A 21,838-nucleotide genomic window follows, 5' to 3' on the forward strand; every position below is an offset into this window, starting at 1 on the left:
TGCAGGCACATTCCTAAGGCCGGGTAAGACTGAGAAGGTATTCTTCTGTTTCCTCCGGACTATGGAATATATATACATCCTTCCCTTTCGCAGCGGAAAGTTTGGCAAGGATGGCCGGTGCATTATCCTTCTTATAGCGGGCAATCCACTTTAAAAACTGCCAGTCGAGCTGTTCCGGGCATCCCTCTGCCATATCCGGCCTTGTGCGGCCATGATTCATGACTCTTCGTTTCAGGGCGCCATACAAACAGCGGACTGTAGAATAGTTCAGAAAGAAGATAGAATCAGATGCTTCCATCCTCATGTCCATTGTTCCTCCATAGTTTCCATCAAGGATCCATTGCTCCTTCCGCAGCAAACCTTTCTGAATCCGGATCCATTCCTCCCGCTCCGTCGGCACCCAGCCCTCGTGCCAGAAAAGGGAATCCAGATGGATCACTTCAATACCGGTCATTTCCCCAAGCCTTTTAGCGAAGGTTGATTTACCTGCCCCCGCAGAGCCGATGATGATGGCCTTTCTCATTTGCTTCTCCTGATCGGCGGCACTGACAGATAGGTGGCACTTCTCCAGAGCCATTCAAACGGACCGTACTTGAACCTGGTAAGCCATAGCCTGCTTAGAAGGATTTGGAACAGATAGATCCCAACAGCAAGCAGCGTGCCGCCAGCCATAGAAATATCTCCATAAAAACCGAGGCCATAGCCGTAAAAAATCAAAGTACAGACAATCGATTGAAATAGATAATTGCTCAATGACATCCTCCCTACCCAAGTGAGCGGCATCAGCAGACGGCTGCCTTTTTCCGTATCAGCCAGCAGCGCAATCATAATTGCATAGGAGGCAGCAAGGAGCGGGCCCCCGAACAAATCCTGGAAATACTCTGTTGCCAGGTTGTCAGGACCAATATAAGGCACCAGTTTGATCAACAGTCCTGCGGCAAAGAACACCGCAAACATAATGGCTGCCCTCTTTTGGAAGTTCGCCAGCTTTTCCAGCAGCTTCAGCTTTGCCGCTCCGGCTCCGATCAGAAAAAGAGGCATAATCGACAGGAGCAGGATGATGAATGAAACCTCATTATTTACCATATACCAATCTGTGATCCTCTGTGATGTGATTTCCGCAAATGTCCCGTCCTTGTATACTTCACTCGATGAGACTGCTGATTCCAGGTCATATAAAGAAGTTTCGCTGTCCGGGACAAACAGGACTGTCACCAGCATCAGCAGGCCCATAAGCAGATTGGGCAGGATATACAGCAGTATTCCCGTTATCAGAAGAGCCTTCCCGGACAACCGGAAGAATAATAGGGCTATCAGGCCGAATACCGCATAATTCACCAGTATATCTCCATGCCAGATGAGAAATGCGTGCAGAATGCCCGCTGCCAGAAGGACAAGGAATCTTCTTGACCCTATGGCCGCAAAGCTGTAGCCCCTGTCTATTGCCCTTTCCCTCAAAATGATCACCCCGTATCCGAACAAAAGGGAGAATAAAGGATAGAAGCTCGCTTGGGCAAAAATATCGATTAAAGCATATACTCCTTTATCAAGAGAGCTGTCCCACCATCGATGAGGATCCAGATACAAAAGCGGGGAGTGGAAGGACATCATGTTTACGAGGAAGATGCCAAGTATAGCAAAGCCCCTCATCATATCAAGTGAAGCAATCCGGTCTTTTTCTTGTACAGGCAATAATTTATCAGGCATACAAATCTCCTTTTCATAGTCTACCTATTAATAATAGATAGGCAGGCTAAGAAAGTCCACCAGGATTTGCCAAGCCAGCCTTTTTGCCATAAAAAAAGGCCACAGTCCGCGGCCCTTTCTCATGTTTGCTTTAGTTGACAAAACGCCCGCCTTTTCCGTCAGCCTTCCAGTATTCTTGACGGAGCCGGATTTTCTGTATTTTTCCGGATGCGGTCTTCGGAAGCTCCTTCACGAAGGTCACACCTGTTATAGCTTTAAAATGAGCCAGCCTTTCCCTGGTAAACAGGATGAAGTCTTCTGCGGCTATTTCTGCATCATCCTTTTTCACAATGAAGGCATGCGGCGTTTCTCCCCATTTTTCATGAGGCACGGCAATGACAGCAGCCTCGAGTACAGCCGGATGGTCATAGAGCACCCCTTCCACCTCAATGGAAGAGATATTTTCCCCTCCGGAAATGATGATGTCCTTCTTTCGGTCTACAATATCTATATTGCCGTGAAGATCCACAGTGGCCATATCTCCTGTAAAAAGCCAGCCGCCGCGGATCGCTTCCATCGTCGCCTCTTCATTCTTCCAGTAGCCTTTCATGACTCCATTGCTTCTTGTGATCACTTCACCTATTTGCTTACCGTCATACCTGACAGCTTCTCCGTTCTCATCAACAACCTTCACTTCACAGCCAATCATGCTATAGCCGGCTTTTGCTTTCATTCGGTATTGTTCTTCCTCCGGCAGATTTGATAGATGGGACCGGATAGAAGAAATTGTGCTGAGCGGGGAAGATTCCGTCATTCCGTACACCTGGATGAATTCCCATCCCAATTCCCTTTCTGCCTTTGCAACAAATGCCGGCGGAGGTGCAGAACCGGCAATGACTACACGAACATCTCCTCCTGCCGGCAGCTTGCTGCTGCCATGATATTGCAGCAGCGAATTAAGAACCGTAGGCGCCATATGGAGGACTGTCCCATTGTGCTTCCTCAGAGCCTGGAAGATGGTTTCAGGATCTGCCTTCCTCAGGCATACCTGGGATGCGCCGTTTGCAGTGTAATAGAAAGGCGACCCCCAGCCGTTGACATGGAACATAGGGAGCACATGAACAAGGACGTCCTTGTCGGTTACCCTGAGATGGTGCATCGTGCTTAAAGCATGAAGATAGTTATTCCGATGGGTGAGCATGACTCCCTTTGGATTTCCGGTCGTTCCGCTTGTATACAGCAGGCTGCAGACGTCATTCTCATCCAGCTGCACCCGGGGAAACCGGCCCTCTTGCTGCTCTTTGAGCCAATCATCATATCCCACTTCTGCCGTTTGGTCATTTTTATAATGGACAATAATTTTTTCAACTGTCTGGAGCTGTTCCTTGACCGGCAGGATAAGATGATAAAGATCCTGATCGGCAAACAGGACCTTCGCCCCGCTGTGGTTCAGTATGTAAAGATAATCCTCCGGCTTCAATCTGATATTAAGCGGGACCATGATGCCGCCTGTCTGGAAAACACCATAAAACCCTTCCAGCATCTCCACTGAATTCGGCGCAAGATAGGCAATCCTGTCGCCTTTTTCCACCCCAAGCCCCTTTAAGCCAAATGACAGCTTGTTCACCCGGCTGCCCAATTCTTGGTAGGTAAAGCTCCGTTCATCGGCAAAAATGGCTTCCTTATCAGCATACAGCGAAACGGCGCGGTCTAAGAATTGTGTGAGCAGCAATGGTACTTGCATAAGCAGCCTCCTTAAAAGTCTGAATTTACTGTCATTTTATCATATCTTACTTTTAATTACACAGCAGGATAGCTTCAGCACCATTATTTTGGGCTTTTTTATCACACTCCTGCCATAGGCACATACGATAGTACAGAAACCAATAGTCAAAGGATGTTTTAATATGCCGGCAATCGTAGGAGTCGCACAGGTAGTATCAATCGGAAGCAGTTCTGTCTTCCATATCGGGGATGTCTACAAAATCATGCCTCTTTCCAATGCCAAAACCTTTTCCGGCGCTGGCTCGTTCAATACCGGAGATGGTCTCAATGTCTATAACAGGCAGAGCACGACCAATACGTTTGACCAGGACGGGGTCGATCAGGGCAATTATTTCAATGCTTGACATAGGGTGATACTATGAATTTCTATATACAGCAAACAATACAGATTAACAACATTCGTATAGGCGGATTGACTAACTCATCAGTCTTCCAGATTGGAAGTGCAGGAATCATTAAGCCTGCTTCCTTTTTGTATAATACCGGGGGATTCTTGGAGCCTGCACCCCAGGCATCGTCTCCAGGGGGAACGCCAATCGAAGCGCCGGCAGTTCCCCTCACGCCGAGTGCCCCCGCTTATGCCAGGTAACGTCCAGGAAAACTATACAAGAAAAGGGGTGGCCGCTTGAATCAGGATTTTTACACGTATATGCAGAAACTCCATCAGTTTGTCCAGTATCAGGACAGCAGGATCAAAAAGCTGGAGAAATTGGCCGGCGAACTGCAGCAGCAGCTGATTGCACTCAAAGACCGCCCGCCGATACAGGTTGATACCATTGAATACAAATTCGACCAGCTGAAGGTTGAAACCTTGGAAGGGACACTGAATATCGGATTGAATCCGTCGGAGCTCCAGGGAATAGAAGACTTTGCCGTTAAAGGCAGCAATGTCTCTGTTCCGGCCAACCCGCAGGGGCAGATGCAAAGAATCGTGGAAATTGAGGAAGATATCGAAGCTTTCCTTGAGAAAGATCTGCCGCAAGTCTTTGCAGAAGCAGCCGCTGCTCTGGATATGGAGGCGGACTCTTCCTATCTTTCTTTCATAAAAGAAGATGTTAAAAAACAGCTGCCCAGCAGGGTTGATTACTATGTGAAGCAGGCTCAAAATAATCAGCAGATGGCAAGGAATCCCGAAGGCTGGTGGAAAGAGGCAGCTTCCCTGATAAAAGGGGAGATCCGCAACGGAGTGAAAGCCTTCCTTGGGAATCTGCCCGAAAATATGAAAGGGATGAAGAAAGAATGAACTTCGAGGTTTATAACAGAGACTTGAATGTAGGCAGCATCCGCGTACTCGGTGTATCAAGCTCCTCTCTGCTCATGGTCGGGGACACCCAGACCATCCAGCTTGCCTCAACCTTTGATACTCCGGCGGAATCCCTTATAATAGGACCCTTCGTGCCGCTGACTCCGGAGTGATGACATGCTTCAGAGAACAGCAATAGTCAATAAACTGAATGTGGATACCGTCTCTTTTTCCTCCATCTTGCAGGTGGGAGATTCTGAGTTTATACAGGCGTTTTCAAGAGCGCTTGCCGTACAGCGCCAAGCTGAGGTCTTTTTCGCAAATGAGGGAAGGTACAGTGATTATTCTATCTTTACAGAGCCCCTTCCCCTTCCAGCCCTTGAAGATCCCCTTCAAATGTATGTACATCAGGGCAAACCAGCCATTAAAGTGGATTCCATAGATATTATCGGTATATCAGCTTCATCACTGGTTCATATCGGAAACAGCGGCCATGTTTCTATGGAGTCGCGCGTCAAGCATATCCGCCAGCTCCTGCCTCTTCAGGAAACCTGACCGAAGGGGCGGAGAAGCAATGCCAGAAAAAAGGAAGTGGTACAATGCCTGCAATCATCGGACCTGTGCAGATTGTCAACGTTGGAGGGGGAATTGTGCAATTCGGGGATGCCCTGTACATCTCCCCAAAAAATAACTCCAAATCAACGAGCGGCCAGGGCGCCTTCAATACGGGCGGATTCATCATCACAAATAACGGCCTCAATGCCAGCAATGTACTTGACACCAATCTGATAGATCAGCCAAACGTCGGGAATAACTAAGGGCTTCCGTTCCTTCCGGCGTCATAACAGCAGCCTTTGCAATCTCAATTTTTTCTTGCATTCGATTTTTTAGCCTTCGTCAGCTTTGATGAAGGCTGTTTTTTAATCCACTTCAGATACTTGGCTATCTGGGGATCATCCTTCAAAAGTTCGATCGTATTCAGCCTCACTGCCAATTCAGAATTCGGGTATAAAGCATGGATCTGCTTATGACACGGAATGCATAGATTGGCCGTCGGCAGGAATGTTCCGCCGAATTCCTTCGGTGTTAGATGATGGACCGTCACTGCGACAGGCTTACGTCCGCAGAGCTCGCATATACCCTCTGCATGGCTTTTTTTCCCCATGTGGTCAGCTCCTTCCCCAACTTCATCTTAATGAACAAAAAAGCAAAAGAGTCTCCCCTTTTGCTTTCCTATTATCCCTATTCCAGCTTTAAAATATGGCCTCCGTCAAAAAAGAATAGATACCTTTCATCAACAGGGTCCTTAGTAATAGCCTCATAAGCTTTTGCATACAGGCTTATCTGAACATCATACCGTCTTTTGAGGACCGGCATTGCCTCCTCAAATCCGCCCGTGTAGCGCCCATGGATGCTGTCAGACTTATAATCAAGCAGGACTGTACCGTGCTCATCCTCGAAAATGCAGTCAATGATCCCCTGGACAAGTACCGGTTCTTCTGTGCCCTTCCAGTCCGGGTAGGCGGTTCTTGCCGGCAATGCCAGGTTGAAAGGAACCTCCCGCTGGATCCTTGCAGCCTTTCTCATCCTCTGGCCAAGAGGCGATTGGAAGAATCCCGCGATGAGGGCCGGGTCTATCACCTGGACTTGCTCATCCGTGAGAAGCTCCCGATCTTTCATCTCCGCCAGCTGTCTCTCAATGGACTCTTCTGTCACCGGATTGGAAAGGTCTGCATGCTGCATGACCATATGCATCGCCGTGCCCCTTTCGGCAGGTGTCATTGATTTCTCCTGCATGAACCTTGGCCGGTTCAGGATCGGCTTTTTCAGATTCCTGACGAGATCGCTGCCGCTCTCTTCATCCTTCACTTCACTCTGCCGCTTCATTTCTGAGACAGATTGCTTTGACTTATGGGAAGCTGCGGAAGGGTAGCTGTACTGCCAGGAAAGTGAATTCTTTATTTTTTCTTTAAAAGGGGACTCAGCCGGGACCGGTTTGCCTTCATATACGCTGTCAATCCACTGCTCCCCGGCTTCATCACTGTCCTCCTCCTGAGCAGGAGTGGCGGCTGCCTGCCTGACCTCAACGCTCCAGGATGAAGGATGTAAAGCGATTTCTCCCTGGCTTCCTGCTGCGGCATCCTCCTGCCCGCTTCTCAGTGGCTCCCCGTCCCGGTGGCGGATAAGTGCGGGGCCGATCCAATCAAGATAGCTGGAAGCAGACGCCCGGTCATATTCATCCAGCAGCCAGCTGTCTTTTTTGGCACCCTGCTGCCAGCCGGCCAGTTTTTTGTCCGCATTTTTCACGCTTGCCACAAGAAAAAGATGTTCTTTGGCACGAGTCAGTGCTACATACAGAACGCGCATTTCCTCTGCCAGCATTTCCATCTTCTTTTTCCTTTTAAAAGCAAGCTGTGGCAGGGATGGATAGGAAATCCGCTTCTCCGGATTCACATATTTGGCCGCAAATCCGTATTCCTTATCAAGCAGATAGGGTTTTTTCAAATCCATCGTATTGAACTGCCTTGCCAGGCCTGCAGCAAAGACGACAGGAAATTCAAGCCCCTTGCTGCTGTGGATGGTCATCATCCTCACCACATCCTCCTGTTCGCCGAGTGCGCGCGCTGCACCAAGGTCATCGCCCCGTTCCCTCATCCGTTCTATGAAACGCAGGAAGCGGAAAAGGCCCCTGAAGGAAGTTTCCTCATATTGGCGTGCCCGGTCATACAATGCCCGGAGATTAGCCTGTCTTTGCTTGCCGCCGGGCATCCCTCCGGCAAAGTCATAGAAATGCGTGTCCCGGTACAGCTGCCAGATCAATTCAGAAAGACCGCCTTTCCTCGCCATCGATCTCCATTCCGCAATATCCAGGAAAAACGGCTTTACTTTATCATACAGATCCCCGCTTTTCTTTGTTTCACAGAATGCCTTCATCGCTTCATAGTAGGAACCCTTTTTATCGGCGATGCGGATCTGGGCAAGCTCTTCTTCGTTAAGGCCGACTATCGGAGACCGCAAAACAGAGGCAAGCGGGATATCCTGATGCGGATTGTCTATCACTTTTAAAAGGCTCATCATAATGGCGATCTCGGTAGCTTCAAAATAGCCTGAAGACAGATTTGCATAAATCGGAATTCCCTGCTTTTTGAATTCCTCCATAATCTGCGGAGCCCATGTCATCGACCTTAGAAGGATGACAATATCGCGGTACATTAAAGGACGATATGCTCCCGATTTCGGTTCATACACTTTTTTCCCGGATGACAGCATTTCTTTGATTTTCTCAGCCATCAGCCTTGCTTCATGCTGTGATTGCTCGAGATCCTCAAGGTCATACCCTGCATCCGTTTCATCTGCTTCCCCGCTTTCGGCCTTCTCCTGTCCGTCCAGGTCGATCAGATGAAGCTCAACAGGATACGGAAGGTCTTCAGGATACGAAGCTCCCTTTACAAGCTCGGCAGCCTGGTCATAATCGATTTCCCCTACTTTTTTTCCCATCACCTGTTTGAAAAGGAAGTTGGTCCCGTCAAGCACTTCCTTTCTGCTGCGGAAGTTTCTTGCAAGGTCGATCTTTAATCCTGTTTTCTCTCCGTCCACAGTAAAGCGAGTATATTTGCCGAGGAACAGATTGGGTTCTGCCAGCCTGAACCGGTAAATGGATTGCTTCACGTCTCCAACCATAAACAGATTGCCAGTCTCTTCCCCCTCCTTCGTCACGAGCTGCAGGATTGCTTCCTGGACCATGTTGGTGTCCTGGTATTCATCAACAAGCACTTCCCTGAAATGGTCCCGGTAAGTAAGAGCTGGCTCTGAAGGCAGGATGGCTCCCTCCTTCCTTGCAGAAGGATCAGAAAGGATTTCCAGGCAAAAATGCTCCAGATCAGCAAAGTCAACAAGTCCCTTCTCACTTTTCACACTGTTGAATTTCTCTGAAAAGGACCGGACGAGCCGGACGAGTACATCGATATGCGGCTTCATCTCCCCAATATCCCGGATGAAGCTTTCCGGCCTGCGCGAAAAGAATTCCGCCTGCAGATCCTGGATCATTTTCTTTGCCTTATCTCTATACTTTTGGGCCTGCTTGACCAGATCGGGATCATATTCATCGCCTTTGCAATTTTTCGCACGGCCAAAGCTCCAAAGCTGCATGGCTTCATTTAAACTGGACCAGGAATCATTGTTTGCGGCAATCAAGGTCTCAACTGCCCTGATATCGTCCATATAATTCTCTGCCCTTGGAGCAGGCCCGCCAGGCGTTTTGGCAAGCTCAAGCGCATTTTCCAGCAGCTGCCTTGCTCCCTCAAGCTGCAGTCCGATATCAAACAAGACGCTTGACATGAACGGAAGCTCTTCCAGTTTTGCATCACTGCTGACTTCGTACATGTCCGAGATTTTATCGAGATATTGATCTGGTGCCGGATTGGACCGTGCAAAATCGTACAGTTCCCTGATGATATCCTGGAGGGCTGTGTCACTCCTGTCGCTCGTGAAAGCATCGACCAGCCGGTAAAAGTCTTCATTGTTTTCCTTGCCGTATTCTTCTTCGAACAGTTCTTCAAGGACTTCATCCCTGAGGAGCTGCCCCTCTGTCTCATCGGCAATGCGGAAGCCGGGATCGATATCGATCAGATAATAATATTTCCGGATCACTTCAAGGCAGAATGAATGAAGAGTGGAAATCGAAGCCCTGCTCAGCAGGCTGAGCTGCTTGCGCAAATGCGCAGACTGCGGATCCCTGTTTATCGCCTTCTCAAGTGCCTCCCCGATCCTGTGCCTCATCTCTGCGGCAGACGCATTCGTAAAGGTCACGACGAGGAGCTCATCCACATTGACCGGCTCTTCCCTGGATACGATCTTATTGATGATCCTTTCAACCAGCACTGCCGTTTTTCCGGAGCCTGCAGCTGCAGCCACAAGGATATCCTGGCCCGAAGCCATGATTGCCTTCCACTGGTCATCTGTCCAGGCTGCCCCCTCCGGCTTTGGAGGAATAATAGCTTTAGCCATTCTCTCCCGCCTCCTTTCGTATCTTATCCATCAGTTCTTCATTTGACTTAGGGGAAAGCACCCTGTACTCATTCGATTCAACCGATTCATCAAACTGGCAGACTGACTTGAACGAACAGAATGTACAAGGCACCTTGTCCTTCATTTTATAAGGGGAAATATCTGCTGATCCGCTGATGATCGCGTCCCCGGTTTTTGTGTAGGTTCCCCGGACAAATTTCCGAAGGCTCTCGAAGTCGTCCCTTGTGGCGACCTTGGACCTTTTCGTGATGGTGCCGTCCTTTTTAAATCCAGCCGATATAATCGAGGAGTCGCCGGAATCAAGTGTCTGGTCCATGAGCCTTAATACATTTTCATCGCCGAGAAGAAGGCCGTTCATTTTGAACTTCTTAAAGATCTCCTCTTCAATCTCATCGAGTGTGAGAAGCTTCGGAGAGTTCACAATCGGATTATGGACATGGAAGTACATGACTCCTGCAGGATCGGCCTTTTTCCCTGCTATATCCCCTGAGTGGGTGATGATGATGTCCAGGTAGGTAAGCATCTGCAGAGCAAGCCCATAGTAGACTTCACTGATATTCAGATCCCTTGCGCTGGATTTATAATCGATCACCCGAAGGTATACGCCATTTTCATTCTCCGCTTTATCAACCCGGTCAATCCGGCCGACCAGCTCCATGTTCGTCCCATTCCTCAACTTAAAGGACAGAGGCGGAAGTTTATCCTTAGGGCCAAAGCCGAGCTCAAGGCCGACTGGGGAGAACCCGCTTGCCCTGCTGTGCTCGCTCAGTATATACGAAGCCCTGCTGATGATATTTTCGAGCTTACGCTTGATATAAAAGTGGCGGTTCGAGCTCAGCAGTATCTCATTCTGAAGCTTTGGCGCAAGCATCTCCACCGCTTCTTTGGCAAGCTTCTCGCATTCCTGCCTTGTCATGTCAGACCAGGACATCCTTTTATCCATGACGGTCTCAGCTATGAATTTCAACGCAGCATGGAACAGATCTCCGATATCCGGCGCTTCCAGGCGGAAGACCTTCCTGTCCCGGAGCTTCAGGCCATGCTGGGCAAAATGTGAAAATGGGCAGCTGTGGAAAAGCTCCATCCTTGATACACTTGCCTGGATCGTTTCCCCGTAAAGCTCCTTGGCAGCCTCTTCCGAAAGCCTGGCCGTTCTGTTTTCGTAATGCAGGCTGGAAAGTACTTTTCTGGCCGTGTCCCCGAGCCTTGGATGGGCATGATAATAATTGTAGACATCCCACCAGATTCCGCTGATTTTATAGCCTCTTTTATTCATCTGGAGCTGGGAAGCCAGATAAGAAAGACTCGTATCCTCGTTCATGGCGAATAATAGCTGCTCCTCCTCAGGAAGTTCGAACGGATCGGCCATCCACATCAGCTGCCCCGCCTCCGGGAACAGTTCGTTTGCCCGGCTGATATAAGGCGACGGCATCAGTGCCTTGCCCTCTTCATTGGCGAGCGGATAGCTGATGTACAGATGGGAGGAAGGTGTGGAAAAGGCGCGATAAGCCAGAAAATCCTCATCCAGGAGCCTGACCTTGCTGCCATGGGCAATTTTAAGCCCTGACTGCAGAAGCTTCTCCCGGTCAGCATCAGCAAGCACTCCTTCCTCAGTGAACTTGCCAGGCAGGACACCCTCATTCAGCCCGATGACAAACGCTGCCTTTATATCCGACAAACGAGATTTGTCCAGGTCTGCTGCGAGCACCTGGTCCATAGCCGGCGGAACAAGAGAGAAGCGGAGAGATTCCATTCCTGAATCAAGGATTGAGGCAAACTGCTTCATGCTGATCTTCTCATCCCCGAGCATTTCTACAAACTGGTCCAGAAGCTCCATGACAGCATTCCAGGCCTGATCATGTTCCCTTGCCTTTACAAGATTCCCCTTATCTTCCTCTTCCAGCTTCCAGCGCTCCAGCTTCGTCGGTATATCCAATTCCTCCAAATAAAGATAGACAGCCTCGCACAGCCTTCTTCCGCTGTCGGCCTTCTTAAGCCTCCTTGAGAGCCGGAGTATCGGTGCAGCGATCAGGTCCCTCATTTGATTCAGCTCTTCTTCCCGCTCTTTTTCCAAGTCGGTCTGGACGATCTGCTCAAATTCAAGCCCCCTGATGCGGCGGTAATTCCAGCGGTCCTTTTTTGTCCACTTCTCGCCCTGGACACCATATGCCAGAACATAGTTTTCAAGCTTGTCCATTTTTTCCCTGATCACGCCAAGATCCGCCTGGGACGGAAACAGCAGTTCGGTTTTGACTGCGCGAAAAACAGGCTCATACCTCCAGTAGCCGGTAATGACCTCAAGTGATGAGCGGATAAGCTCAATAAGCGGATGGTTCATCATCGTCCGCTTTTGATCGATAAAAAACGGAATCCCGTAATCATCAAAGATGGTTTCAATGATGTCATGGTAAACTGATCCATTCCTCATTAAAAGGGCAATGTCTTTAAATCGGTATCCCTCTTCTGCTGCCAGTCTCTTAATCTCTCTGGCCGCACCTTCTATTTCTGCTCTCCTGTTCACTGCCTGTGCAATATGGACGTTTGCTTTTCCTGCAAAAGGCTCGGCAGGCCTGCTGCTGAAGGCTCTTTCCATATGGCGGAGCGAGTCATTGTCCCAGCGCTGCTGACCATTGAGAAGCACTTCCTGTTCCATCTCGGCCCCGGCCATACCCGCAATCTCATAGACCGACTGGTATGATTCTGCCGACATCCTGAAAAGATGAAGATCTTCCGGGACTGCTGTTTTATATGGCCTGTCAAGCGTAAATGTCACCGTCACTCTTTTGCAGACTCTGATAAGCTGCTGGATGATCATATATTCCTGGGGCGTATAGCTGTAAAAGCCGTCGATATACACCTCGGCATTTTTCAGGTACTCCGACATCCCTGCTTTTTCAGTAAGAAGGCGGAAATAGTCTTCAGAATCTACGTACTTGCCAAGAAGGCCTTCTTCGAACTGCTTATAGATCAATTCCATATCATGCAGCTTGTCCTGAAGCCCCCTGCTGCCCCTTCGGGATTCAAGTTCTTCCCGTTTCCCTGCAAGAGCTCCCGGCTCAATGCAGTACCGTTTGAATTCTGTCAGCATCTGCTCCATTTGGCCGATAAAGCCGTTCTTGCCTGCCGCCCGCTGAAAGATTTTCAGTTCATCTTTTTTATCTTCAATTATTTTTCTGATGAGCATATTAACGCCGGTGCTGTTCAAATGATAGCGGCTGATCCCGCCTGTTTCCTGCAGCACCTTCCAGGCAAGCCTTGTAAATGACAAGACCTGTGTACGGATCATCCCGCCAAGCCCCGGGGTTGTGATGAGCTTATATTCCGAAAGAAATGTCATCTGCTCAGGCACCAGATAAACAACCGGATGGCCATTCGGCTCGATTTTCATTTTCTCCCTGATTTCTTCAAGGCAGAGCGAAGTCTTGCCGCTGCCGCTCCGGCCTAATATAAAACGTACAGACATCCGTGGTCCTCCCCTATTATCCATCTTCCGGATTCCGTTCGGCCGTGAAGGCTTTTCGGATACCCTTCATTCTGCTATTTAAGTGCGAAAAAGGCGCAGCTTGTTCTGCGCCTTTGGAAAAAACAACTCTATTTTTATACCAGACAGCATGGAAGCGGCTGCCCTTATTTATCTATTATTATACTATTTTTCCGTCACTGTTGCCAATGGGATACACCTGGATGGGAACAACTTTCCAGCACATCCCCGCGTGCATATATTGATAAAAACAAAAGAGACAAATTCATAAAGAAACGCAGACTGTAGCGTAAGCATAAGAATCTTCAAGCCCCAAAAATTTCAAAAAAGGAGGGATAACTCACGCTATGAAACCAGGTTTGTCCGTCTCCGGAGCCCTGCTTGTCATTTCCGGGATACTGGTCGCTTCGAATATTTATACCCTCATTCCCATATACGGTGAAATGGCCGCCTCTCTCCATGCAGATGAAGGAGCAATCATCACAGCCGGAAGCCTTTTTTCCATCTTTTATGCTATGGGCCTTTTAACATTCGGCCCCCTGTCAGACAGGGCAGGCAGAAAGAAGGTCATTGTCTTTGGGATGCTCGCTTCTGCGCTTGCCACCTTTGCGGTCGGACTTTCCGGCAGTGAAGTCAGCCTTTACTTCCTCCGGTCACTTCAGGGATTTGTTCTCGGAAGTTTTGCACCTGTGGCTTTTGCCTATTCTTTCGACTTATTTTCGGGCCGCGGAAGAACGCTTCTGCTTGTGCTCATCAATACGGGCTTTCTCCTTGCAGGCATACTCGGCCAGCTGATCAGCTCTGTCCTTACCCTGCATTATGGCTGGCAATCTGTCTTTTTATTTTTTTCTGTATGCTATCTCGCGCTATTCATTTTGGCCTGGATTTTGATGCCTGCGACAGGAAAGCCTGCAGTCCGGGAAAGCGTCTTTTCATCCTTTGCGGTCCTGCTGAAAAATACCAGGCTTCTGTCATGCTATGTGATTGCTTTTACTCTGCTGTTTTCGTTTGCAGCTTTCTATGACAGCCTTGCACGGGTATTCAGCGGCACCTTCCAGGAACTGTTCCTTCTTAGGGCGGCAGGCATGGCAGGCGCCATTTTATCCCTTTTCACCGGCAGATTAATTGAAACATTCGGGGTTTACCGCACACTAATAACCGGCCTTTGGCTTGGGATCCTGAGCATGTGCCTTCTTCTCACAGGGGCGGAAATGCTTGTTATTCTATCAGTCTCTTTCGTCGCCTCGATCTCTCTCTTGATTCCTTCGATCATCACATTGATTGGATCATTGGGCGGAGAGCGGCGCGCCAAAGCTTTATCACTCTACTCTTTCGTTCTCTTAACCGGGGCGAGCCTTGCCTCGCCAGCTGCCGCCATCCTGCCTTTTGCCGGGGTGCTCATTCTTCTGCTATGCTGTTTTGCAGTTGATTTGGTAATTGTTCATAGGCTTGAGAAGGCGGGGAGGGATTTGTAGGGGGAAGGGGCAAAGCAACCCCTCTTGCTTCTGTCCAAGAGTGACCGATATAATCGCCCTGCCGGTCATTCCTGCCCGCCGCAATTATCTTGTCAGCACAAAAAGCCCGGAATCTGTCATTCCGGACTTTTCTGCCATTCTCTGCGGAGGAGTCCATAGAGGAACATATCATATCTTTGCCCGTTTCGTTCCATAAACTCACGGAAGGCTCCTTCTTTTTTAAAGCCGATTTTTTCATACAGCCTGATGGCCCGGCTGTTATAGGAAAACACGGTAAGCTGAAGGCGATGGAGATTCAGTTCATTGAAGCTATAGTCAATCAGGCATTGAAGCGCTTCTCTTCCATATCCTTTCCCCCAGTGCTCTTCGCTGCCGATGCCCAGGCTGACCCAGGCAGTCTTATGCGTCCAAAGCACACCATTAACCTCAGCAAACCCGATTACCTTTTCAGTGTTTTTATGGATGACAGCAAATCGGAACGCATCACTGGTTTCCTCCAGCCATTGCTTTTTCAGGTCATCCTTCGTCCGCGGCTTTACAGGCACCGCATCAAGATGGCGCATAAAAAGCTCTCCTGTATGCCACTCCAATATGTTTTCCAGATCTTTTTCCGCAAAATAGCCTAGTCTGATATTTTCGCCTTCCAGCATTTTCTCTGTAATCATAAGGATCTCCCCAGTTGTTTCCAGCAGGCTTTCAGCCGCCGGGAGTACCCTTTTATTCGATAGGGATGCCGAATTATCCTTCTTTAGCAGCTGCCATTTCTGCCGCAGTCATTTTCAGCTGCTTTTTGTCGATCTTTCCCACATGGGTCTTTGGAAGTTTATCAAGAAAATAAATGAATTTAGGTACTTTATAAGCAGCGAGCTTTTGCCTGCAATAACCCTTTATCTCATCTTTGGTCATGGCAGCTGCTTCCTTCAGCACAATGAATGCCGTTACTGCTTCCCCCCATTTCCGGTCATCGATCCCAATGACAGATACTTCATCCACTTGCGGGCAGGAGCCCAGCCACTGCTCCACTTCGAGCGGATATACATTTTCCCCTCCGGTGATGATCATATCCTTCTTCCGTCCGACTATATAGAAAAATCCTTCATCATCGACTTTTGCGAGGTCACCGGTATAGAGCCAGCCATCTCTTACTGCGTCCTTTGTGGCCTCTTCATTATTCCAGTAGCAGGAAAAGACATGGCGCCCCTTTATCAAAACCTCTCCAACTTCTCCATTTCCTGCCTCGACGCCTGTTTCTGCCAGGATCTTCACCGTGTTGAACAGCATCGGCCTTCCGATGGATCCTTTTTTCAGCACAGCTTCCTGCGGGGAGATATAAAAATTATTCGGCCCGGCTTCCGTCATGCCGTAGCCCTCTTTGAAGTGCAATCCTTTCCTCCTGAATTCTTCATAAATTGAAAGCGGGCACGGAGCACCTCCTGAAAGAAATACCCTCATGGATTCAAACGAGCCTTCCTTAAATTCATCTGTATCTATCAGCATATGGTACATCGTAGGCACAAGCAGGATGATGGTGCACTGATATTCCCTGATATAACGGGCTGCATCAGACGGATTGTAATTCCCGGCGAGCACAACTTTGCCTCCGGCCAACAGCAAAGGCAGAGTAAGGGCGTTGATGCCCCCGGTATGGAACATCGGCAGATAAGTGATGGTCGTATCCTGGTTCGTAAGCCCCCAGCTGACTGCCGTATTGACGGCATTCCACAAGATCGCCCGGTGGGAAAGCACAGCTCCCTTCGGCTTCCCGGTCGTCCCCCCTGTATAAATCATGGCAAGGGGATCCTCCTCATCGACCTGCCATGGAGGAATGAATGGGCGGCCAGGCATCCTGAAGGGTGTTTCATCCAGGCAGACAGACTCATATTGATGCAGCTGCAGGCGTGATGCGAGTTCAATGAATGAATAATGATAGCCTATAATTACGGGTGTGCAGTCTGCCAGTATAGCCTGGATCTCTTCCGCCGCAAGCCTCCAGTTGACCGGCACGAAAATAGCCCCGATTTTTCCGCAGGCAAACAGAAAGTCCAGACAGCTTATATGATTAGGCGCAAGCAGCGCGATCCTGTCACCTTTTGCAGCTCCCCTTTCAAGCAGCCAGCCCGCCAAAGCCTCCGCCCTGCTGTTCAACTCTTTATATGTCCAGGATTTCCCCTGTTCAGCGTCAATAACTGCCACGGAGCCGGGCGACAGCCCCGCTCTATTGGTCAGCCAGTCGATTTCCCTCCACAATGCAATCTCTCCTTCATCTTTGATATGGAGAGTGTAAATAACATCAGTTGCAGAAGAGTTACACCTGGATGATTTTCCATACTCCGGAAATAATAAAGCTGAGTTATTAATCCGAGAAAAGAGGTGCGCCTTTGAAAAAGATGGATTCTCCGCCAGCCCTGCTTGTCCTGGACGTGCAAAAGGGCTTTGACGACCCTTATTGGGGGAAAAGAAACAATCCCGCCGCAGAACAAGTAATAGGGCAGCTGCAGGATGAGTGGAGAAAAAGAGGCTGGAAGATAATTTACTCGCAGCATTTATCGGTTCAGCCGTCTTCTCCTTTATATCGTGATAATCCAGAGGGTGTGAGCTTTAAAGATGCCAATGCCCCGCTGCCGGATGAGAAGGTTTTTCAGAAAGAAGTGAATTCTGCATTCATCGGTACAAGCCTGGAGTCCTATTTAAGAGGCGAAAATATCCAGAATGTCTGTATAACCGGCTTATCGACGCAGCATTGCGTCTCAACCACTGCAAGGATGGCGGGCAATCTGGGCTTCACCACCTATCTTGTTTCCGATGCTTGTGCCGCGTTTGAGGTTAAAGGTACTGGAGGCACGGTTTATTCTCCTGAGCAGGTGCATGAGATTGAATTGGCGATGCTGAATAAGGAGTTTGCGCAGGTTGTGACTGCTGGGGAGCTGATGGGGTTACTAGTTTAATTTGCAATAGTTGGACTTAGGGCAAATGCAGGGAAAAAGGATTTATTCACTAGCTTATGAATATCTTTTTGAATGGGGGCTGTTGATTTGCGTTCCAGGCACTTCGCTTTCCGCGGGGCGACGCTGAGCCTCCTCACGCTGCGCGCTGCGGGGTCTCAGCATTGCCGCTATCTTCCCGCAGGAGTCTGCGTGCCTTCCACTCCAATCAACAGGGTTTTCTATACTTTTTGAGCATAAAGTTCCCCTTAGAAAGACAGGATAATTTCACCCATCCCTTTTGTCTGCAAATAGAAAGAGAGGCATCTCGTGCCTCTCTTGTTATCTTTCTATAAAAACCGAGGCTCCCATGCCTCCGCCGACGCAGAGGGAGGCGATGCCTTTTTTCAGTTCTCTTCTTTTCAGTTCATGCACCAAGCTGACGATGAGCCTTGCTCCTGTGCAGCCGATCGGGTGTCCGAGGCTGATGCCGCTGCCGTTGACGTTTACCTTGCTCCTGTCCAGGCCAAGCTCCTTTTCAACAGCGAGATATTGGGCTGCGAATGCTTCATTCACTTCGATCAGGTCTGCATCCTCCAGAGACCAGCCAGTCTGCTGCAAGCCTTTCCTGACTGCCGGCACAGGTCCCCTTCCCATGATTTTAGGGTCGACGCCTGATACTGAAAATCCGGCAATCCGGGCTAGCGGCGTAAGCCCTTTTGCCATTGCCGTTTCTTCGGACATCAGCACCAGTGCTGCTGCCCCATCATTCAGGCTGGAGGCATTCCCCGCCGTCACGGTTCCATTTTCCCGGAAAACAGGCTTTAGGCCGGCAAGCTTTGCTGCTGTGAGGTCAAGCCGAGGGTTCTCATCCCGGGATACAACGGTTTCCCCTTTCCTGTGCTTGACTGTTACAGGGACAATTTCTTCTTCAAAATAACCTTTTTCAATGGCGTTCAGGGCGCGCTGATGGCTCAGCAGTGCCATTTCATCCTGCTCTTCCCTTGTTATCCCATGAAGCTCTGCCAGATTTTCAGCAGTTTCACCCATCATAATATGGTGGATCGGATCCTCGAGAATTTCCCATACAGAATCGGTAATTTTACCATGCTGCATCCTCGCTCCCCAGCGGTGATCTTTTAGAAGGTAAGGGCTTGAACTCATAGCCTCCACACCGCCTGCCACTACGATATCAGATATGCCAGCCTGGATTTGCAGAGCTGCCGAAATGACCGCCTGCATGCCGGATGCACACTGCCTTTGGACAGTGAATCCCGAGGTCTCATCCGGAAGCCCTGCCAGCAGCGCTGCGGTCCTGGCCGTGTTGGGCTGGTCGGTCCGCTGGATGCAATGACCGAGGATCACCTCATCGATTTCATGATTATCCAAACCGCTTCTTTTTACAGTTTCCTTTATGACTGGTACAGCCAGGTCGGTTGGCAGGAGATCCTTGAATGCACCTCCGAAGGTTCCGACCGGAGACCTTGCAGCTGATACGATAACTACAGTCCTCATTTTTCTACCTCCCGTCAAACTATTCTTACATCATAATGCCGCCGTCCACATGCAGGACGGTTCCATTAATATAATCAGATTCATCAGAGGCAAGGAATAAATAGGCATTGGCAATATCCTCCGGGCTGCCCAGGCGACCGAGCGGCACCATCTGTTTCATTTGCCCGATCACCTTCTCAGGCACCTTTGCTGTCATTCCTGTATGGATGAAGCCGGGGGCGACGGCGTTGACGTTGATCCCTTTTCGGCCCAGCTCCTTTGCCCAGGTTTTTGTCATGCCCACAACCCCGGCCTTTGCGGCAGCATAATTGGTCTGGCCGATATTTCCATAAACGCCTGATACAGATGAAGTGCTGATGACCTTCCCTTTCCCCTGTTCAATCATGCTTGGGATCACAGCCTGGGTGCAATGGAATACACCGGTCAGGTTGACGTCAATCACTTTTTGGAAATCCTCGGCAGCCATTTTGGCCAGCATGCTGTCACGGGTGATCCCTGCGTTATTGATCAGAATGTCGATTCTCCCATACTCCTCAAGCACCTGCCGGACCAGTTCGTCAATGCTTTCCCTTTTTGATACGTCTACCTGAATAAACCTGGCATGAAGTCCTTCTCTATTTAACTCCCCTTCTCTTTCCCTGCCGATTTCCTCATCAAAATCGGCCAGGACCACATTGGCCCCTTCACGTGCAAATCTTTCGGCTGCGGCAAATCCAATACCGTTGGCCGCCCCGGTAATAATGGCTGTTTTCTCTTTTAGTCTCACTTTAATACCTCCAGCTCTTTATCCAAAAATTCCGACATCACATCAGTCAGCTGCCCGATATCATCGACAAGCGGGGAATGGCCGCAATCCTTCAATTCTGCAAAGTGTGCATTGCTTCCGATGTCCTCAAGGATTTCCCGGGCCATCCCCGCTGTTATTACCTGATCACGGTCGCCTCTCAGGACCAGCACCGGCACCTTAATTTTATCCGCGTCCCCTGTTCCGGGTTCTTCACCATTCGGGACGGAACCTATATTGAAAATATTAAGAGAATGATAGACTTCAGCAAGATTCCGCTGTGTCAGCATATCATCCAGATACTCTTCATATCTTGCAGGCTCCGGCTGATTTTTATCATAAATAAGGGCATCCCACATCGCCCTTAGAAACATCCTGTCCCCTCTGTCATAAGCCGACTGCACAGGAATTGTCTTGCTCTTATCCGCCCTTATTTGTTCCAGGCTGGTCAGGCGTGCTAATGAATCAGGCACAGCATCCCCTGACGTCCCGTAAAACGGGTATCCCCTTGTGGAAGCTGAGGCCAAAAGAATCAGGCGATTGCATAGGCCGGGATTGTCTGCAGCAAGCTGCATAGCAACCGCACCTCCCGTCGACCAGCCGGCAACGGAAAAATCGGAGAGGCCAATGGCATCGCAAAAAAGCTTTACATCATCCGAAAAGTCTTTGATGGAACGGATTGGCTCGAAATAACTGGATTGGCCGAACCCTCTAAGATCGATCGCATACAGCTTATATTTCGGGTCCAGATGTTCAAACACAAGGTCCCAATGCTTCGAGGAAGTCATATTGCCATGGATGAGCAGCAGCTTCTGCCCGCCGCCTTCCCTTTCCCTCCAGCTGATGGTTTCCCCGCTGCTCAAAACAATCTTTTTCAGTTCTTCATTCTTGCTCACTTTCCATCTTCCCCCCATCTAATGACAGAAGCTCCCCAGGCATAGCCGATGCCTGCACTGACAAGGACAGCTATTTTCCCGGGTGCCAGCCTTCCCTCTTTTTCAGCAAGCTCCAATGACAATATTTGATCAAATTGGCCGATATGCCCAAAATTCTCCAGGTAAATGGATTGCCCCTGTCCAAGGCCAAGCTCCTGAAGGACAAAATCGTGGGCAGACCTTTTCATATGGAGCATCGCGAGATAATGGATATCATCCTCTGCATAGCCGCTTTTTGCAACCGCTTTCCTAATTACCTTCAGGAAGTTTTCCATGGACTTCTGCTCCAGCCTTTGCTTCATCCCTGCCGGATCCATTACATCAAGCTGGTAAAGACCGTTTTCAAGCGCCTCTGCCGTTAAGGGGTTCTTAGTCCCTCCGGCCACTACCGCAACATCCTCTGAAAAAGATCCATCGGTTATGATGGCGCTTTCCAGCAGCCTGTTTGAGGACAGTCCTTTTTTCAAAAGGATCGCACCGCCCCCTGCTCCCAGATTAAACATAAACCGGGTCCTTTCATTTTCGTAATTAATGAAGTCCCCGTTCCTGTAGCCGCCGGCAAGCAGGACTGTCGATATGCCGGGATCTGCTGACATCATATCCTTCGCTGTCTTCAGCCCCATTATAGCGGTCCCGCAGCGGAGGGCCATATCAAATGCATAGGCTTTATAGGCCCCAACTTCATGCTGAAGCTTAATGCCTGCTGTCCATAAGGGATATTCTTTATATTCTTCGCCGATATAAATGACCAGATCAATTTCCAGCGGATCAATTCCAGCTTTCCCGATTGCTTCGCGGGCAGCCCTGATCCCCATCTCGCAGGTGTGATCCTCTGCGCCTGGAACCGGCTTCTTTTTGATACCCATTTTATTTTCAACAATATGAAGCGGGATTCCTGCTTTTTTGGCAATTTCTGCACTTGTTATATATGTTTCCGGCAAATAAATGCCTGTTGCCGCTATTCCGATATCCAGATTTTCCGCCT

Annotated in this window: 20 protein-coding genes; 8 read left to right on the forward strand and 12 right to left on the reverse strand. The window is 49.4% G+C overall.

The features are described 5' to 3' along the window. Positions 1 to 13: 13 nt before the first annotated feature. From RBB45_RS06880 to RBB45_RS06890, 3 genes are all read right to left on the reverse strand, one after another. Positions 14 to 523 (reverse strand): DNA topology modulation protein, encoded by a 510-nt coding sequence (locus tag RBB45_RS06880; RefSeq protein WP_094768274.1) that lies wholly within the window; start codon positions 521 to 523, stop codon positions 14 to 16. Next, positions 520 to 1,707 carry a DUF418 domain-containing protein gene (locus RBB45_RS06885; protein WP_306009308.1) on the reverse strand — a complete coding sequence of 396 codons (1,188 nt, stop codon included), beginning with the start codon at positions 1,705 to 1,707 and terminating at the stop codon, positions 520 to 522. Before RBB45_RS06885 ends, RBB45_RS06880 begins: the two co-directional genes overlap by 4 nt. Before the next feature lie 130 nt (positions 1,708 to 1,837). Beyond that, positions 1,838 to 3,430 (reverse strand): long-chain-fatty-acid--CoA ligase, encoded by a 1,593-nt coding sequence (locus RBB45_RS06890; RefSeq protein ID WP_306009309.1) that lies wholly within the window; start codon positions 3,428 to 3,430, stop codon positions 1,838 to 1,840. 163 nt (positions 3,431 to 3,593) lie between these two features. Here RBB45_RS06890 and RBB45_RS06895 point away from each other — a divergent pair, with 163 nt between their 5' ends. Genes RBB45_RS06895 through RBB45_RS06920 form a run of 6 tightly spaced genes read left to right on the forward strand, consistent with a single transcriptional unit; the run spans position 3,594 to position 5,532 of the window. Next, positions 3,594 to 3,815, forward strand: coding sequence for a spore germination protein (locus RBB45_RS06895; RefSeq protein WP_009794022.1), 222 nt, complete (start codon positions 3,594 to 3,596; stop codon positions 3,813 to 3,815). Positions 3,816 to 3,829: 14 nt separating this feature from the next. Continuing rightward, positions 3,830 to 4,060 (forward strand): spore germination protein GerPB, encoded by a 231-nt coding sequence (locus RBB45_RS06900; protein WP_009794021.1) that lies wholly within the window; start codon positions 3,830 to 3,832, stop codon positions 4,058 to 4,060. A gap of 36 nt (positions 4,061 to 4,096) precedes the next feature. After that, positions 4,097 to 4,714 (forward strand): spore germination protein GerPC, encoded by a 618-nt coding sequence (locus RBB45_RS06905; RefSeq protein ID WP_022543592.1) that lies wholly within the window; start codon positions 4,097 to 4,099, stop codon positions 4,712 to 4,714. Continuing rightward, positions 4,711 to 4,887: a hypothetical protein gene (locus tag RBB45_RS06910; RefSeq protein WP_009794019.1), complete on the forward strand. Its 177-nt coding sequence runs from the start codon at positions 4,711 to 4,713 to the stop codon at positions 4,885 to 4,887. The genes RBB45_RS06905 and RBB45_RS06910 overlap by 4 nt, the downstream gene beginning before the upstream one ends. Positions 4,888 to 4,891: 4 nt before the next feature. Further along, positions 4,892 to 5,269 (forward strand): spore germination protein GerPE, encoded by a 378-nt coding sequence (locus RBB45_RS06915; RefSeq protein ID WP_009794018.1) that lies wholly within the window; start codon positions 4,892 to 4,894, stop codon positions 5,267 to 5,269. A 44-nt stretch (positions 5,270 to 5,313) separates the two neighbouring features. Beyond that, the gene (locus RBB45_RS06920) at positions 5,314 to 5,532 is read left to right on the forward strand and encodes a spore germination protein (RefSeq protein WP_009794017.1); all 219 of its coding nucleotides are present in this window, start codon (positions 5,314 to 5,316) and stop codon (positions 5,530 to 5,532) included. A gap of 44 nt (positions 5,533 to 5,576) precedes the next feature. Here RBB45_RS06920 and RBB45_RS06925 read toward each other — a convergent pair whose 3' ends face one another. From RBB45_RS06925 to addB, 3 genes are all read right to left on the reverse strand, one after another. Beyond that, on the reverse strand, positions 5,577 to 5,879 hold the full coding sequence (locus RBB45_RS06925) for an HNH endonuclease (RefSeq protein ID WP_009794016.1): 303 nt from the start codon (positions 5,877 to 5,879) through the stop codon (positions 5,577 to 5,579). Between the two features lie 77 nt (positions 5,880 to 5,956). Then, positions 5,957 to 9,721, reverse strand: a complete 3,765-nt coding sequence (addA, locus tag RBB45_RS06930; RefSeq protein ID WP_306009310.1) for a helicase-exonuclease AddAB subunit AddA — start codon at positions 9,719 to 9,721, stop codon at positions 5,957 to 5,959. Next, the gene (gene addB / locus RBB45_RS06935; protein ID WP_306009311.1) at positions 9,714 to 13,205 is read right to left on the reverse strand and encodes a helicase-exonuclease AddAB subunit AddB; all 3,492 of its coding nucleotides are present in this window, start codon (positions 13,203 to 13,205) and stop codon (positions 9,714 to 9,716) included. The genes addA and addB overlap by 8 nt, the downstream gene beginning before the upstream one ends. A 365-nt stretch (positions 13,206 to 13,570) precedes the next feature. Here addB and RBB45_RS06940 point away from each other — a divergent pair, with 365 nt between their 5' ends. Beyond that, positions 13,571 to 14,698, forward strand: a complete 1,128-nt coding sequence (locus RBB45_RS06940; protein ID WP_306009312.1) for an MFS transporter — start codon at positions 13,571 to 13,573, stop codon at positions 14,696 to 14,698. 116 nt (positions 14,699 to 14,814) lie between these two features. Here the strand turns inward: RBB45_RS06940 and RBB45_RS06945 are convergent, their stop codons facing one another. Together RBB45_RS06945 and RBB45_RS06950 are read right to left on the reverse strand one after the other, a co-directional pair. Continuing rightward, entirely contained in the window at positions 14,815 to 15,363 is a 549-nt protein-coding gene (locus RBB45_RS06945; protein ID WP_306009313.1) for a GNAT family N-acetyltransferase, read from the reverse strand. 73 nt (positions 15,364 to 15,436) lie between these two features. Next, positions 15,437 to 16,945 (reverse strand): class I adenylate-forming enzyme family protein, encoded by a 1,509-nt coding sequence (locus RBB45_RS06950; RefSeq protein WP_009794011.1) that lies wholly within the window; start codon positions 16,943 to 16,945, stop codon positions 15,437 to 15,439. Between the two features lie 140 nt (positions 16,946 to 17,085). Here RBB45_RS06950 and RBB45_RS06955 point away from each other — a divergent pair, with 140 nt between their 5' ends. Continuing rightward, positions 17,086 to 17,643, forward strand: coding sequence for a cysteine hydrolase family protein (locus RBB45_RS06955; RefSeq protein ID WP_306009431.1), 558 nt, complete (start codon positions 17,086 to 17,088; stop codon positions 17,641 to 17,643). 318 nt (positions 17,644 to 17,961) lie between these two features. Here the strand turns inward: RBB45_RS06955 and RBB45_RS06960 are convergent, their stop codons facing one another. The 4 genes from RBB45_RS06960 to RBB45_RS06975 are packed head-to-tail and all read right to left on the reverse strand — an operon-like array spanning position 17,962 to position 21,794. Then, positions 17,962 to 19,134, reverse strand: a complete 1,173-nt coding sequence (locus tag RBB45_RS06960) for a thiolase family protein (RefSeq protein WP_148950128.1) — start codon at positions 19,132 to 19,134, stop codon at positions 17,962 to 17,964. A gap of 25 nt (positions 19,135 to 19,159) precedes the next feature. Beyond that, positions 19,160 to 19,900, reverse strand: a complete 741-nt coding sequence (gene fabG / locus RBB45_RS06965; protein WP_009794008.1) for a 3-oxoacyl-ACP reductase FabG — start codon at positions 19,898 to 19,900, stop codon at positions 19,160 to 19,162. Next, a complete protein-coding gene (gene phaZ, locus RBB45_RS06970) occupies positions 19,897 to 20,832 on the reverse strand; it encodes an intracellular short-chain-length polyhydroxyalkanoate depolymerase (protein WP_009794007.1) in 936 nt (311 codons plus the stop codon). Before phaZ ends, fabG begins: the two co-directional genes overlap by 4 nt. Beyond that, on the reverse strand, positions 20,811 to 21,794 hold the full coding sequence (locus RBB45_RS06975) for a 3-oxoacyl-ACP synthase (protein ID WP_306009314.1): 984 nt from the start codon (positions 21,792 to 21,794) through the stop codon (positions 20,811 to 20,813). Before RBB45_RS06975 ends, phaZ begins: the two co-directional genes overlap by 22 nt. Positions 21,795 to 21,838 lie beyond the last annotated feature (44 nt).

The organism is Bacillus sp. MMSF_3328 (genome assembly GCF_030733525.1).
Classification (GTDB): Bacteria; Bacillota; Bacilli; order Bacillales; family Cytobacillaceae; genus Bacillus_AB; species Bacillus_AB infantis.

Coding starts and splice junctions, on each gene's coding strand:
- RBB45_RS06880 (WP_094768274.1), bottom strand. CDS start 523: ATGAGAAAGGCCATCATCATCGGCTCTGCGGGGGCAGGTAAATCAACC.
- RBB45_RS06885 (WP_306009308.1), bottom strand. CDS start 1,707: ATGCCTGATAAATTATTGCCTGTACAAGAAAAAGACCGGATTGCTTCA.
- RBB45_RS06890 (WP_306009309.1), bottom strand. CDS start 3,430: ATGCAAGTACCATTGCTGCTCACACAATTCTTAGACCGCGCCGTTTCG.
- RBB45_RS06895 (WP_009794022.1), top strand. CDS start 3,594: ATGCCGGCAATCGTAGGAGTCGCACAGGTAGTATCAATCGGAAGCAGT.
- RBB45_RS06900 (WP_009794021.1), top strand. CDS start 3,830: ATGAATTTCTATATACAGCAAACAATACAGATTAACAACATTCGTATA.
- RBB45_RS06910 (WP_009794019.1), top strand. CDS start 4,711: ATGAACTTCGAGGTTTATAACAGAGACTTGAATGTAGGCAGCATCCGC.
- RBB45_RS06915 (WP_009794018.1), top strand. CDS start 4,892: ATGCTTCAGAGAACAGCAATAGTCAATAAACTGAATGTGGATACCGTC.
- RBB45_RS06920 (WP_009794017.1), top strand. CDS start 5,314: ATGCCTGCAATCATCGGACCTGTGCAGATTGTCAACGTTGGAGGGGGA.
- RBB45_RS06925 (WP_009794016.1), bottom strand. CDS start 5,879: ATGGGGAAAAAAAGCCATGCAGAGGGTATATGCGAGCTCTGCGGACGT.
- addA (WP_306009310.1), bottom strand. CDS start 9,721: ATGGCTAAAGCTATTATTCCTCCAAAGCCGGAGGGGGCAGCCTGGACA.
- addB (WP_306009311.1), bottom strand. CDS start 13,205: ATGTCTGTACGTTTTATATTAGGCCGGAGCGGCAGCGGCAAGACTTCG.
- RBB45_RS06940 (WP_306009312.1), top strand. CDS start 13,571: ATGAAACCAGGTTTGTCCGTCTCCGGAGCCCTGCTTGTCATTTCCGGG.
- RBB45_RS06945 (WP_306009313.1), bottom strand. CDS start 15,363: ATGATTACAGAGAAAATGCTGGAAGGCGAAAATATCAGACTAGGCTAT.
- RBB45_RS06955 (WP_306009431.1), top strand. CDS start 17,086: ATGGATTCTCCGCCAGCCCTGCTTGTCCTGGACGTGCAAAAGGGCTTT.
- RBB45_RS06960 (WP_148950128.1), bottom strand. CDS start 19,134: ATGAGGACTGTAGTTATCGTATCAGCTGCAAGGTCTCCGGTCGGAACC.
- phaZ (WP_009794007.1), bottom strand. CDS start 20,832: ATGGGGGGAAGATGGAAAGTGAGCAAGAATGAAGAACTGAAAAAGATT.